Below are 13,324 nucleotides of genomic sequence, written 5' to 3' on the forward strand. Positions count from 1 at the left end.
TATACCTCTGATTATTTTTTTACTTTGCACATAAATCGTAACTTTGTGTATTCATAACGCAAATCAATTTATGGAGTCTCCAAAAAAATTACAGGATATAAAAGTGGCTGTAGATGCTGTCATCTTCGGATATTTTGATAAAAAAGACCTTCAGATTCTTCTGATTAAAAGAAATATTGAACCTTTTAAGGGAGGATGGGCTCTACCGGGAGGACTTGTTCTTGATGATGAGAGTGTAGATGATGCAGTAAAAAGAGAACTGTATGAAGAGGCAGGTATAAAACCCGATTTTCTGGAACAACTGTACACATTTGGTAATCTGGGGCGCGATCCAAGAAACAGAGTGGTTTCTGTAGCTTATCTTGGGCTTGTGAACCCGTCTTATCATGAACTTTTTGCAGACTCTGATGCCGAAGATGCACAATGGTTCAGTATTAATAAACTCCCTTCTTTGGCTTTCGACCACAAAACGATCATTGATACTGCCTTAAAAAGACTTCGTACAAAAATTCAGTATCAGCCGATCGGCTTCAATCTTCTCAATGAAGAATTCCCTTTTTCTGATCTTGAAAACCTTTATAAAACCATTGTGGGGCAGGAAATCGACAGAAGAAACTTCCGTAAGAAAATTATGAGCTACGGTCTGCTTAACGAAACCAACAACGTTAAAAAAGAAGGCAGCGGCAGACCCGGAAAACTTTTTACTTTCAATAAGGAAAAGTATAAAGAGCTTGAAGAGCAGGGCTTTTATTTCGAAATTAAATAGATTTCTAAACACAAACTTCACAAATGTTTTGCACAAATATCCACTAATATTTATGACATTCTTGAAGCCACAGTATAAAATATCAATTGAAAACATTCAATAAGAACGGGCTTTAGCCCGTTTTTTTATACCATATCATTCCATTGGCTTCAGCCTAAACGAATCAAATTTGTGTCATTTGTGATCAAAATTTGTGTTATTCGTGTTGATTGGAATTAAATTTTTATCCCTGAAAATCAATTTATTATATTTATTAGCGTAAAATTAACACAAATAAATTTGGTGCAAAGACTGATATTATTTTAAATTTGTGTCAAAATAACGCAATCATGAAATACACCATACAAAATATTACAGAACGCTTTCAAAAAAAGGAAAAGATAAAATATCTCTTTTTCTGGGGGCACACGGCAAAGGATATTGTGACCAAATCATGCTTCAGCCAATGGTTTCCCGGAAAATTTGAAGAAAACGGGATCATCTATAAGACTGCAGAACATTATATGATGGCAGGGAAGGCCAGATTATTTAATGACCCTGAAACAGAAGAGGAAATTTTAAAGGCAAATACTCCTAATCAGGCAAAAGCCTTAGGCAGGAAAGTAAAAAACTTTGACCCGAAACGCTGGGATGAACATAAATATGAAATTGTAACCCAGGGAAATCTTTTAAAATTCTCGCAAAATCAGAAATTTAAAGACTTTCTTTTATCAACTGGAGATAAAGTTCTGGTAGAGGCAAGTCCTTATGACAGAATCTGGGGTATCGGAATGCTGGAAACGGACAGCAGATCAGAAAATCCTTTACTATGGAACGGAGAAAACCTGTTAGGATTTGCTTTGATGGAAGTCAGAGATGAATTAAGAAGGTAAAAACACATCCAGGCACAAAATATTAATTATGGAAAAAATAGAACTGCACCCACAGATATTTCTGATTGAAGATTTTCTGACCGAAGCAGAATGTGATCATTATATCAGTCTTTCGCAGGAGAAAGTTTTTGAAGAGGCCAAGATCAATGTATTCGGCCGCCAGCAGATGAATAAAGGAATCAGAAATAATGACCGATTGATGATCTTTGATACAACAATAGCTGAAGAGCTTTTTAACAAGGCTGTAGAGTTTCTGCCTCAGGAACAGGATGCATACAAGGTCCTTAACTTTAATGAAATGCTCAGGATTTATAAATATGCGCCCGGACAGCAGTTTAAAATGCACAGAGATGGAAGTTATATACGGAATGAAAATGAAAAAAGCTTTTACACCTTTATGATTTATCTGAATGATGATTTTGAAGGTGGAGAAACAGAATTTGAGAACTTATTTACTGTAGCTCCAAAGAAAGGAACCGCTCTTATTTTTTATCATCCCCTGAGACATGAAGGAAAGACTTTGATCAGCGGGCAGAAATATGTGTTGAGAACAGATGTAATGTATTTAAGAAAAAGACCATGAAAAAGATATATGTTTTTGGGAACGGAAATATATCGTGGGATAATTTCCATCAGTTTTATATAGAACCTATCAAACAATTTGATTGGTCAAAGTGCGAATTTCTTATCGGAGATTTTAATGGTACAGATACCTTAATGATGGAATTTTTAAAAGATAAGACCTCTAATGTTACCATACTTCATATAGGAGAGAAACCTAGATATTTCGTAAATAGATTCAATTGTCAGGCTGGAAATTGGAAAACAATTGGAGGATTTCAGACGGATAAAGAAAGAGATCAATATGCCATGACAATGTGCACTCATTTCTTAGGCATTGATTTCAATTCTGATGAGAGAAGGAAAAGTGGAACTCTGCAGAACATTAAAGCATGCTTTGATTTAGGAAAAATAAAAATATAAAACTATGCTTTCTCTTTTTTGCGTAATAAAAACACAAAAGGATATTGATTATGGAAGATGAATTAAAACCCAGATTTATCGAATCATTACAAAGAAATAATGATCAGATCAGAGAAGACCGGGCAAGGATCATCGGAGCAGATTCCGAATTGATCTATAGACGAAGAGTTGAAGATATTGAATTAAAAATCAAAAGACTCGAGCGTGAACAGGAAGGGCTTATTGATATCAGTCCTTTAGACAGAAACAGTCTGACTTTTGCGGATTTCAATCCCGAAGTATTCGTTCAGAAAGACATGGAATTATCATTAACAATCAGAAATCTGAATATTCAGCTCGAAGTAACCCAAAAGAGATTTGAATATTTATTTGGAAAAACACTGTAGTCATGGGAAGTACAAGATACGATTTAGACGCTCGTTATGACAGAGCAAGAAAAGCAGGTTACGGAACCAAATCCGCGGGTGAGATTTTTACCCAGAATGCCAAAAGAATGGCTCATGAATCCATGAATCCTCACGGAATTTCTTTCAGGGAATCCAGAGACTCAGAAGTTCACCCTAACTCGGTTCCGATTATTTTAGGGCTGGATGTTACCGGAAGTATGGGGCATATTCCTCATGAACTGATCAGAGATGGATTGCCTAAGCTGATGGGCGGAATTATTCAGGGAGGCGTTCCCGATCCGGCCTTATTGTTCCTTGGAATCGGGGATCATGAATGTGATGACTACCCACTTCAGGTAGGGCAGTTTGAATCCGGAGATGCAGAACTGGATATGTGGCTTACGCGCACTTATATTGAGTCAGGCGGTGGCGGAAATGCTGGTGAAAGCTATCTGTTAGCATGGTATTTTGCTGCATTTCATACGAGAACAGATGCTTTTGAAAAAAGAGGTCAGAAAGGATTACTGTTTACTGTAGGTGATGAACCTTGTTTAAAAACACTTTCCGCATCTGCTATCAGGGAAATTATGGGAAAAGGGCAGCAAACCTACACCCATTCTGAGCTGCTGGAAGAGGCAAAGAAAAAATATGAAGTATACCACATCAGTGTTTTGCATTCCGATCAGGCATTGAGAGCGGACAGGGGCTGGAAAGAATTATTAGGACAAAATTGTGTATCTATAACAGATCACAGAGAAATTCCGAATGTTATTAAAAACATTATCTGTGATAAGTTTAAAAATCAAAGTTTCGGAACAACGGGAACAGGAGGGTTAGATCAGTTTCAAATGCTTTAAAAATCTGTCAATGTCATGAGCAAATAGGAATGACAGAGACAAAAGATTAAAAAAAATAAAAGTCATGAAAAAGGCACAAATAGTAATAGGACTTGGTTTTGGTGATGAAGGAAAAGGAATTACTACAGATTTCCTGGCTTCTCAGAATCCGGAGACCATTGTGATCAGGTTTTCCGGAGGCCAGCAGGCAGCACATACCGTGATGATTGATGATAGAAAACATGTGCATTCCAGTTTTGCGAGTGGTGCACTTCGTGGTCTGCCTTCTTATTTCACGGAGCATTGTACCATCCATCCGGTTTTTCTGCTCAATGAAAGAGAAGAATTAAAAGCAAAGAATGGAAATATTGAGGTCCATATTCATCCACTGGCGAAAGTTACGACTCCTTTTGATGTATGGCAGAACAGAACGAATGCAAGAAACCTCGAACACGGAACCTGCGGAAAAGGAGTAGGAGCCACCATGAAAAGAAATGAAAGTCCCTATAAACTGTTTGCTATAGACCTGATTTCACCCGGAGAAATGCTGATGGAAAAGCTGAAAGGAATAGCCTATTATTATGGCTTTACAGATGAAAACGAGATCAGTGAACTTTTACAGCCTTTTTTAGAAGCTATTGATAGTATTGATTGGAGAATAAATGATTATACCTGGTTGGCTTCATTCAATCATCTTATTTTTGAAGGAAGCCAGGGTATTTTACTCGATATGGATCATGGCGTTTTTCCCAATGTGACTTATGCGCATACGACTTCAAAAAATGCCTGTGAGATTTGTAAGCTTTTAAAGATTGAAGATATTGAAATGTATTATGTGACCAGAAGTTATGCAACCCGTCATGGAAACGGCTGGATGAGCAATGAAAAGGAAATGAACCTGAGAAACAATGAAGAAGAAACCTGTACATTTAATGAGTATCAGAAAGAATTCAGAACCGGGGAAATAGATTACAAACTGCTTAATTATGCCTTAAAGCTGGATGGAGCATATGTATTTCCGACTAAAAAGAATTTAGTTGTTACCTGTCTGGATCAGATTGATGAGCAATTTAAATTAGAAAACTTGAGTGTTGAATTTAATGCTGTTTACGGATCCTATTCTCCGTATTCAAAAGATTTTAAACAGATTTTTTAATTTCAAAAGGGAATCAGGAATAAGATAAAAAAGCATTAGTTTTATATTGAATGATAGGATAGAGAATGATTAATGATTGAAAAATAATAACCATGAAAACAACAACATTATATAGACCAGTAGGAGAAAAAGAAATGATATTGATTATGGAAAGCGGATTTAAAAAATTTCCTCCCAGATTAGATTGGCAGCCCATTTTTTATCCGGTTCTTAACGAAGAATATGCTTCTGAGATTGCTGAAAAATGGAATACCAGAGACGAAGCAGGAAATTATCTTGGTTTTGTAACCAGGTTTGAGGTGTTGGAAGAAATCGCGGATAATTATCCTGCACAGAATGTTGGAGCCAGGAACCACAATGAATTATGGGTCCCTTCTGAAGAGCTGAAAAGCTTTAATGAGGCGATTGTAGGAGATATCAAGGTAACCAAAGTATTTATAGGAGATGATTTTAAGAAAGCCGGAAATACTGGACTGGAAGAGCTGATGTTGAACATTAAAAAACTAACTATGACCAATAAAGGAATGGCAAAAGATACTTTAGATATCCTTGCCAAAAAATATTATATCAACGAACATAACGAGAAAATAAATATAGAAAACGAGCTGGAAATCAGTAAAAAAGAAACGGTTCTTTTCACTCAGGAACAACTTTCAGAAATGGCAGAATCCTCAATGCCGGAAAATACTTTCGAAACACAGTTTGAAACAAGAAACTGCAGTTCTTTAAAAGCAATTTTAGAATTGGCTGAAGAAGAAAACCAGGAAAAACTCATGTGTCTGAACTTCGCTTCGGCAAAAAATCCTGGAGGTGGATTTATCAACGGAGCGGAAGCACAGGAAGAAAGTCTGGCAAGAACTTCTGGTTTATATGAAAGCTTACTTCAGGCATGGGATTATTATACAATTCACCGGGCAATGGAATCGTGTTTTTATACGGATACAATGATTTACAGTCCTAAGGTTCCAGTCTTCAGGAAAGATAAAGGAGAATTGCTTCCTAAGCCTGTCCTGTGCAATTTCATTACTTCTCCGGCAGTCAATGCAGGTGTGGTAAAACGCCAGGAACCGGAAAGGGCACATGAAATTCTTAGTGCAATGGATGTGAGGATGGATAAAATGCTTTCTCTTGCATTGCATAAAGGAAATGAGGTCTTAATTTTAGGAGCATGGGGCTGTGGAGTATTTAAGAATGATCCAAAAGAAATTGCAGGATTGTTTAAAAAACATCTTCAGGGGAAATATAAGAATAAATTTAAAAGAGTGGTTTTTGCAGTGCTTACCAGGAAAGAAGAAATGCTGAAACCTTTTGAAGAAATTGTTTTGTAATAAAAAAGAAGATAATTATCATGAAAGTTTATAAATATAGATCAATAGAAGAAGATATTTTTAAAAGAGATTTTGAAACTATAAGTACCAATTCTTTTTACTCATCAAACTATAGCATGTTGAATGATCCGTTTGATATTTATTTTAATGAGGAAATATCCCAAGTCATAGATCTTTTGAAAAAATTATTTCCATATAGTGAATTGGAAAATCTAGAAAAACAATTTCATGAAGTTTTAAATTTTAAAGAAGAAATTGGAGTTTATTGTTTAAGTACAGATTTTTTGAATGAGCAATTATGGGCTTATTATGCTAGTTCATATTTTGGATACTGTATAGAATATGATTTAGATAAATTAGTTGATAAAGGGCAAAATTTTGATTTTCAATATCAATTTCAAATTGATTATATAGATAATATTCCAACTTTGGGAATTGAGGATCTTATAAATTTACAAGATGGCTTTATAAGAAAGATGTTTGCTACTAAGAAGTCTGCTTGGCAGCATGAAAAAGAAATTCGCTTAATCTTTGATAAGTATGGGATAAAAAAAATTCATCGCTCAGCTATTACGGGGATTTATTTTGGAGTTAAAACGCCAGAAAAAATAAAGCAGGATTTTTACAAACTTTTCGAGAATGATGATGTGAAATTTTATGAAGTTTTTCCTTCTAATTTTGAATTAGATTTTAGACTAATAAATGAGACTAAAAGAAAACTAAAGCATAATATAAATAAATTCGATTTTGAAATATTGCAACATAGAATTAATGTATCTCATGAATCATATTATATTTTTTATAAGGGTAACAAAAATGAACTAGATATTAAAGAATTTATTTTAGCATTTAGAGAAGCTTTTTTAATTAAAGAGAATAATAGTCTTTATATTTTTGATAATAAAGAGGTAGAATCTTTAATAGATATTTATCCTAAAAATGATGAACAGTATATTAATTACGCTAATTCAATAATTACTGTTTGTGACGATTGGGAAGAAGCAGGTATCAATAATCCTTATAAAGATTTTCATTATAATGAAATTATAAATAAAAGATGAAAAAACTAACCATATTAAGCGGTGCCGGAATCAGTGCCGAAAGCGGAATAAAAACCTTCAGAGACGGAGACGGTCTTTGGGAAAATCATAATGTAACGGATGTAGCCAGTCCGGAAGGATGGAGAAAAGACAGAGCGTTGGTCCTGGAGTTTTACAACCAGAGAAGACGCCAGCTTCATGAAGTACAGCCCAACGAAGCGCATCAATTATTGGCAGAACTGGAAAAACATTTTGATGTTCAGATTATTACCCAGAATATTGATGACCTTCACGAAAGAGCAGGATCCACCAACATTCTTCATATCCATGGAGAGCTGTTCAAATCTTGTTCGTGCAACAATAAAAGTCTGATTTATGAGCAAAAAGGGGATATCAATATCGGCGACAAAGCAGAAGATGGAGCGCAGTTAAGACCTTTTATCGTTTGGTTCGGAGAAGATGTTCCTTTATATCAGACGGCAAGAGAAATCGTAAAAGAATCGGATATTTTACTGGTAATAGGAACTTCTCTGCAGGTATATCCGGCAGCCGGGCTGATTCATGATATCAAAGACGACTGTCTTTTAATTGTGATCAACCCTAATGAAACAGGATTTGGTTACGGACAGAGAGCTGTTGTAATGAAAGAAACCGCAACACAGGGAATGAAACTGTTGTTTGATAAACTGGTCAACCTTGCCTGATGGAAAATAAAATAAAAGCAGGAATTATGGGTGTTTGTATAGGAGACGCTCTTGGGGTTCCGGTGGAATTTAAAAGTAGAGAAGATTTAAAACGTTTTCCGGTAACAAAAATGCTGGAATACATGTCCTGGAACCAGCCCAAAGGAACCTGGAGTGATGACAGCTCTCTTACGCTTTGCCTTGCGGATGAACTTTCCAAAAGATATGATCTGGAAAAAATCGGGCATAGTTTTGTAAAATGGAATAAATACGGTCACTGGACTGCTCATGGAAGGCTTTTTGACATTGGTGGAACGACAAGGCATTCTCTGGCGAGATTAATCAAAGGTGAGAGTGCCCGATTTTCAGGAAATATTTTTGAAGAAGATAACGGAAATGGTTCTTTGATGAGAATCCTTCCCCTTGCTTTTTATCTCGAAAAAGAAGATGATATTCAGAAGCTTTATCTGACGGTAAAAGAGGTTTCCGCAATAACTCACGGGCATTTCCGTTCTGTTTTTGCCTGTTTCATCTATGTGATTTTTGCTATTCAACTGTTGAAAGGAAAGAATAAAAAAGAAGCATATGGGCAAACACAGAATATCACTTTGAAATATGCTGATGAACAGGGTTTTAATCCAAAAGAAATTGAACTTTTCAACAGGGTTTTAAAAAATGATATTTCCGGATATGCTGAAGATGAAATCAGTAGCGGCGGTTATGTCCTTCACAGCCTGGAAGCCTCTTTATGGTGTTTTTTAAACTCGGAAAGCTATGCTGAAGCGGTTTTAAAAGCAGTCAATCTCGGAGAAGATACAGATACTACCGGAGCAATCACCGGAGGAATAGCCGGAATTTATTACGGATATGAAAATATTCCTCAGGAATGGGTTTCTGAGCTGGTGAGAAAGGATGATATCGAAGAATTGTGCAAAAAATTGGCTAAAAAATTATATAACATTGATAACCCTTTATAAATTTATTTCAGAACAGGAACTGTTTGAAATTGCAACGAATAATTTTAAAAAATTTCCGTCTCATTTCCCATTGTATTTTTATACTAGGAAAATGTCGGAAACAAGTGAAGAACAGTTGCAATTTATTGTAAAGTTTGAAACAGAAGAAAAAAAAATATTGAATCTTACTACGCTTAATGAAGGGAAATTAATTATTGATAATAGTAATAAATTAGATAGGATTAATTGTTTGATTAAAGATAAAATTAAGATAATTGAAATTGGCGGAAAAAACATTGAACTTAGCCAGAATAGCATAAGAATATTGGAGAAAGAAAAAAGGTTCTTCGAATTCAGATTAAAGACCTATCTGCATACCAATAACAGAGAAATTATTGCTTATGATTATTTTGAACAAAATTTTGATGAAAATGATATAACAGAATCAACTGAAGAAGAAATTTCAATTCAATATTATGATGAAAAGCGATCAAGAATAAATACAGTTGAAGAAGCCGTTGATTTTTTAATCAATGAAGAACTGAATGAAGGTCAAATCAATGAAATCAAGAATAAATCACTAGCTTCAAAGTTCGATGATATGGATAGTCTTTTCGGCCTAGGAATGTATCTTAGGAACGTATTCATTTATCCCAATAAAAATAAAAATTTTCTACAATATCTCAATAATTATAATCCACATTATATGGTAAATAGAGGAGAATTTGGAGAAGGTAGTATTGAAGACTTATTATGGAGAAAACTGAATTGCTGTCTGATAACAGATGAAAGTAAAAATAAAATTGCGGAACTGAAAAAGGAGCAATATGAAGAGAATTCTTTTTGGAATAACTATATAAAAGAGCAATTGCTTTCATATAATCTTGATGAAGACGATATCAGATTATATTTAGAAATGGAAGATAAAAAAGATTCTGACGATGAAGATTTTGAACGTAATTATTATGAACAGAAAAGACTTTTGGCAAAAATATCAAACGATGAAAGACTTATTTATAATCAGTTAAGTGAGGACTATTTTAATGTAAGAAATCTTATTGAAAAATTAAAACACCAACCATGAACGAAATAGAAAAGAAAAAAATAAGTAAATTTTTAAGCCTGATCCTACGGCATCAGCCGGAAAGTATAGGCCTTACACTGGATGAAAACGGTTGGGCAAATGTGGAAGAGCTGAGAGCAAAATCAGCAAAGAGGAGAATATATTTTACTCCCGAAGAACTGGATGAGGTGGTAGAAACGAACAATAAAAAGCGTTTTGCTTTTAATGAAGATAAAACAATGATCAGAGCCAGCCAGGGGCATTCTATTGATATTGACCTGGCTTTGGAAGCCAGACAGCCTCCGGAATTTCTGTACCATGGAACAGCAGAAGCTAATATTGCTTCTATTTTAGAAAAAGGAATTGAAAAAAGGACCCGTCAGCATGTACACTTAAGTGCTGATAAAGAGACTGCTGCAAAGGTGGGGATGAGACATGGTAAACCTGTGATTTTGACCATCAGAACCGGAACAATGTATCAGGAAGGATTCTCTTTCTACCAGTCTGCAAATGGAGTATGGCTTACGGATTTTGTTGATGTAAAATATATTTCTAAGTAAAATGAGCCGAACATTAGTAATAGGTGACATTCATGGGGGATTTAAAGCTTTACAGCAGGTTCTCGAAAGAGCAACAGTAACACCTGATGATCAACTGATCTTCCTCGGAGATTATGTAGACGGATGGAGCGAATCTTCCAAAATCATACAGTTTTTAACAGAGCTGTCCCAGCAGCAGGAATGTATTTTCATTAAAGGAAATCATGATGCATGGTGCGAAGACTGGCTTGAAGTGGGACAAAAACCTGATGTGTGGCTTTTCAATGGAGGGAAAGGCACCGTAGAAAGTTATGCAGATTATTCACTTGAAGATTTAGATAGTCATCTCAAATTCTTTCAAAGGATGAAAAATTACCATATTGATGATCAGAATCGACTGTTTATTCATGCCGGATATTCTTCGATGCACGGACCGGAAAAAGAAGTCTATTCCAGCAATTACCGTTGGGACAGAACCCTTTGGGAAACCGCCGTGGCAATGGATAAAAAGCTGTTGAAAAACTCAGCATTATATCCCAAAAGATTGCTTTTGTACTCAGAAATATTCATCGGGCATACGCCGACTCTTGATATCGGAATTACAGTCCCGGCCAACAAAGCTAACGTCTGGAATATGGATACCGGAGCAGCTTATACCGGAGCCTTATCCATCATGGATATTAATACTAAAGAATTCTGGCAAAGTGATCCGCTTCCCTCCTTATATCCTAAAGAAAAGGGTAGAAATTAATACTATCAAGAACACCTAACAGGTTTTCAAAACCTGTTAGGTTTCTATTTTAAAGTAATTTTGCATTTTCACTTTTTCGCAATTTTGCCTGTCAACACATTCCTATTTCTCACAAAAGATAACTACTTTTAAAGTCTGAAAATATGACTTCAATGAAACTGAAATATCTTTTATTCACGCTAAGCTCTACCTTATTTTTTGCACAGAAATCATTTCAGACCCCTTTTGAAAAAGGAAATGGTAACCAGACCGTTACCTATGATGAAATGAACAGCTACTACCGGGATCTGGCTAAAAACTTCAATACCATTCAATACCTTAAAAAAGGAGAAGATGATAATGGAAAACCAGTTTATGTTGTCGTTTATAATCCTTTTGCTGAAAAAGACCTTGAAAAATTAAGAAAAACCAAAGCCATTCTCTTTGTGAACAATGGAATTCACCCTGGGGAACCGGATGGAATAGATGCTACCATGATGCTGATGAGAGATCTTGCCACTAAGAGGATCAAAACTCCGCAGAACTTTATTGTTGCGGCTATTTCCGCTTACAATATCAGTGGAATGCTTAACAGAGGTTCTTACTCCAGAGCCAATCAGAATGGGCCGGAGCAGTATGGTTTCAGAGGAAATGCAAGGAATTATGATCTGAACAGGGACTTCATTAAAGCAGATTCCAAAAATGCCAGAAGCTTTCAGGAAATCTACCAATGGCTGAAACCGGATGTTTTTATTGATAATCATGTCAGTAACGGAGCAGACTATCAGTATACTTTTACTTATATTTCTACCTTTAAAGAACGTCTTGGAAACACTCTTGGAAATTATTTTTATAATGATTATCAGCCTAAAAATCTTGAGGATATGAAAAAACTGGGCTATGAAAGTACTCCTTATGTAAATATTCATGGTGATGTTCCCGAAGTAGGATTTGCGTCATTTGAAGATTCTCCGAGATATTCCACAGGATATGCCTCCCTTTTCAATTCTTTAGGAACCGTTCCCGAAACCCATATGCTGAAGCCTTACGACAAAAGGGTGGACGCTACTTACAAATATATGCTGGTGAATCTGCAGAATTTAGATAAGGACTATCAGAAAATAAAACAGCTTCGCATTGAAAATTTAAAACAGTACCAGGCCGGAAAACAATACGGAATCCGCTGGAAAATTGATTCTACAAAGTTTTCTACGATGGATTTTAAAGGCTACGAAGGGAAATATAAACCAAGTGAAATTTCCGGGAAACCAAGACTGTATTATGACAGAGACAAGCCTTTTACAAAAAATATAAAGCTCTTTACAACAGCTGTTCCGACGGGGTATATAACCATTCCGAAATATTATGTGATTCCGCAGTCACAGTACCGTGTGATTGAAGAATTTAAAAGAAATAATATTCAGTTGAAACCGATTCAGAAAGATAGTACTTTGTCCGTTGAATCCTATAAAATCAAAGATTTCAAGACCGTTAAAAATCCTTATGAAGGGCATTATCTGCATTTTGAAACCACAGTCAATGCTTCAAAAAAGAATATAATGTTTTCAGCCGGAGATTATCTGGTTTCTACCAGTCAGCCTGGTGTGAAATATATCATAGAAACCCTTGAACCTGAGGCATTAGACTCTTTTTTTAACTGGAATTTCTTTGATGGAATTTTAGCCCAGAAAGAATATTATTCTGCCTATATTTTTGAAGACACGGCTGCTGAACTGCTGAAAAAAGATCAAAAACTGAAAGAAGCCTTTGAAGCAGCAAAATCATCTGATAAAAAACTCTCCGAAGATGGAGATGCACAATTAGATTGGGTGTACAGACATTCCCCTTACTTTGAAGAAAAGACTTTCAGACAATATCCTGTTTATAGGGTATTGTAGAGAATTACTCATAAAAAGTCAGATTATTTTATTTTTTATAGTGATTTGTTAATCAATGTGTTAGTTTTTTTATTAAATTAGTATTCA

Annotated in this window: 15 protein-coding genes; all 15 read left to right on the plus strand. The window is 35.4% G+C overall.

Going from position 1 to position 13,324, the window contains the following annotated elements:
* Window positions 1-70: 70 nt before the first annotated feature.
* Window positions 71-766, plus strand: coding sequence for an NUDIX domain-containing protein (locus CRS_RS08355; protein WP_142723596.1), 696 nt, complete (start codon window positions 71-73; stop codon window positions 764-766).
* Window positions 767-1,095: 329 nt separating this feature from the next.
* Entirely contained in the window at window positions 1,096-1,638 is a 543-nt protein-coding gene (locus tag CRS_RS08360) for an NADAR family protein (RefSeq protein WP_142723597.1), read from the plus strand.
* A gap of 28 nt (window positions 1,639-1,666) precedes the next feature.
* Window positions 1,667-2,221, plus strand: a complete 555-nt coding sequence (locus CRS_RS08365; protein ID WP_142723598.1) for a 2OG-Fe(II) oxygenase — start codon at window positions 1,667-1,669, stop codon at window positions 2,219-2,221.
* Window positions 2,218-2,622, plus strand: coding sequence for a hypothetical protein (locus CRS_RS08370; protein ID WP_142723599.1), 405 nt, complete (start codon window positions 2,218-2,220; stop codon window positions 2,620-2,622). Before CRS_RS08365 ends, CRS_RS08370 begins: the two co-directional genes overlap by 4 nt.
* A gap of 50 nt (window positions 2,623-2,672) precedes the next feature.
* Window positions 2,673-3,008: a hypothetical protein gene (locus tag CRS_RS08375; protein WP_142723600.1), complete on the plus strand. Its 336-nt coding sequence runs from the start codon at window positions 2,673-2,675 to the stop codon at window positions 3,006-3,008.
* A 2-nt stretch (window positions 3,009-3,010) separates the two neighbouring features.
* Window positions 3,011-3,865: a hypothetical protein gene (locus CRS_RS08380; protein ID WP_142723601.1), complete on the plus strand. Its 855-nt coding sequence runs from the start codon at window positions 3,011-3,013 to the stop codon at window positions 3,863-3,865.
* 64 nt (window positions 3,866-3,929) lie between these two features.
* On the plus strand, window positions 3,930-5,000 hold the full coding sequence (locus CRS_RS08385; protein WP_142723602.1) for an adenylosuccinate synthetase: 1,071 nt from the start codon (window positions 3,930-3,932) through the stop codon (window positions 4,998-5,000).
* 92 nt (window positions 5,001-5,092) lie between these two features.
* The gene (locus tag CRS_RS08395; protein WP_228451212.1) at window positions 5,093-6,328 is read left to right on the plus strand and encodes a TIGR02452 family protein; all 1,236 of its coding nucleotides are present in this window, start codon (window positions 5,093-5,095) and stop codon (window positions 6,326-6,328) included.
* 20 nt (window positions 6,329-6,348) lie between these two features.
* Entirely contained in the window at window positions 6,349-7,389 is a 1,041-nt protein-coding gene (locus CRS_RS08400) for a DUF2971 domain-containing protein (RefSeq protein WP_142723603.1), read from the plus strand.
* Window positions 7,386-8,072, plus strand: a complete 687-nt coding sequence (locus CRS_RS08405; protein WP_142723604.1) for an NAD-dependent deacylase — start codon at window positions 7,386-7,388, stop codon at window positions 8,070-8,072. The genes CRS_RS08400 and CRS_RS08405 overlap by 4 nt, the downstream gene beginning before the upstream one ends.
* On the plus strand, window positions 8,072-9,028 hold the full coding sequence (locus CRS_RS08410; protein ID WP_142723605.1) for an ADP-ribosylglycohydrolase family protein: 957 nt from the start codon (window positions 8,072-8,074) through the stop codon (window positions 9,026-9,028). Before CRS_RS08405 ends, CRS_RS08410 begins: the two co-directional genes overlap by 1 nt.
* A gap of 91 nt (window positions 9,029-9,119) precedes the next feature.
* Entirely contained in the window at window positions 9,120-10,091 is a 972-nt protein-coding gene (locus CRS_RS08415; protein WP_142723606.1) for a hypothetical protein, read from the plus strand.
* Complete coding sequence (locus CRS_RS08420) at window positions 10,088-10,630, plus strand: RNA 2'-phosphotransferase (protein WP_142723607.1); 543 nt, start codon at window positions 10,088-10,090, stop codon at window positions 10,628-10,630. The genes CRS_RS08415 and CRS_RS08420 overlap by 4 nt, the downstream gene beginning before the upstream one ends.
* A gap of 1 nt (window position 10,631) precedes the next feature.
* Window positions 10,632-11,360 (plus strand): metallophosphoesterase family protein, encoded by a 729-nt coding sequence (locus CRS_RS08425; RefSeq protein ID WP_142723608.1) that lies wholly within the window; start codon window positions 10,632-10,634, stop codon window positions 11,358-11,360.
* Window positions 11,361-11,512: 152 nt separating this feature from the next.
* Window positions 11,513-13,237, plus strand: a complete 1,725-nt coding sequence (locus tag CRS_RS08430; protein WP_142723609.1) for a hypothetical protein — start codon at window positions 11,513-11,515, stop codon at window positions 13,235-13,237.
* Window positions 13,238-13,324 lie beyond the last annotated feature (87 nt).

Source organism: Chryseobacterium sp. ON_d1, from assembly GCF_006829085.1.
Lineage (GTDB): Bacteria > Bacteroidota > Bacteroidia > Flavobacteriales > Weeksellaceae > Chryseobacterium.

What these genes read in the sequence shown, in the direction of transcription:
- CRS_RS08410 (WP_142723605.1), top strand. Translation starts at nt 8,072, where the DNA reads ATGGAAAATAAAATAAAAGCAGGAATTATGGGTGTTTGTATAGGAGAC.
- CRS_RS08385 (WP_142723602.1), top strand. Translation starts at nt 3,930, where the DNA reads ATGAAAAAGGCACAAATAGTAATAGGACTTGGTTTTGGTGATGAAGGA.
- CRS_RS08365 (WP_142723598.1), top strand. Translation starts at nt 1,667, where the DNA reads ATGGAAAAAATAGAACTGCACCCACAGATATTTCTGATTGAAGATTTT.
- CRS_RS08355 (WP_142723596.1), top strand. Translation starts at nt 71, where the DNA reads ATGGAGTCTCCAAAAAAATTACAGGATATAAAAGTGGCTGTAGATGCT.
- CRS_RS08370 (WP_142723599.1), top strand. Translation starts at nt 2,218, where the DNA reads ATGAAAAAGATATATGTTTTTGGGAACGGAAATATATCGTGGGATAAT.
- CRS_RS08360 (WP_142723597.1), top strand. Translation starts at nt 1,096, where the DNA reads ATGAAATACACCATACAAAATATTACAGAACGCTTTCAAAAAAAGGAA.
- CRS_RS08430 (WP_142723609.1), top strand. Translation starts at nt 11,513, where the DNA reads ATGAAACTGAAATATCTTTTATTCACGCTAAGCTCTACCTTATTTTTT.
- CRS_RS08425 (WP_142723608.1), top strand. Translation starts at nt 10,632, where the DNA reads ATGAGCCGAACATTAGTAATAGGTGACATTCATGGGGGATTTAAAGCT.
- CRS_RS08395 (WP_228451212.1), top strand. Translation starts at nt 5,093, where the DNA reads ATGAAAACAACAACATTATATAGACCAGTAGGAGAAAAAGAAATGATA.
- CRS_RS08420 (WP_142723607.1), top strand. Translation starts at nt 10,088, where the DNA reads ATGAACGAAATAGAAAAGAAAAAAATAAGTAAATTTTTAAGCCTGATC.
- CRS_RS08415 (WP_142723606.1), top strand. Translation starts at nt 9,120, where the DNA reads ATGTCGGAAACAAGTGAAGAACAGTTGCAATTTATTGTAAAGTTTGAA.
- CRS_RS08380 (WP_142723601.1), top strand. Translation starts at nt 3,011, where the DNA reads ATGGGAAGTACAAGATACGATTTAGACGCTCGTTATGACAGAGCAAGA.
- CRS_RS08375 (WP_142723600.1), top strand. Translation starts at nt 2,673, where the DNA reads ATGGAAGATGAATTAAAACCCAGATTTATCGAATCATTACAAAGAAAT.
- CRS_RS08405 (WP_142723604.1), top strand. Translation starts at nt 7,386, where the DNA reads ATGAAAAAACTAACCATATTAAGCGGTGCCGGAATCAGTGCCGAAAGC.
- CRS_RS08400 (WP_142723603.1), top strand. Translation starts at nt 6,349, where the DNA reads ATGAAAGTTTATAAATATAGATCAATAGAAGAAGATATTTTTAAAAGA.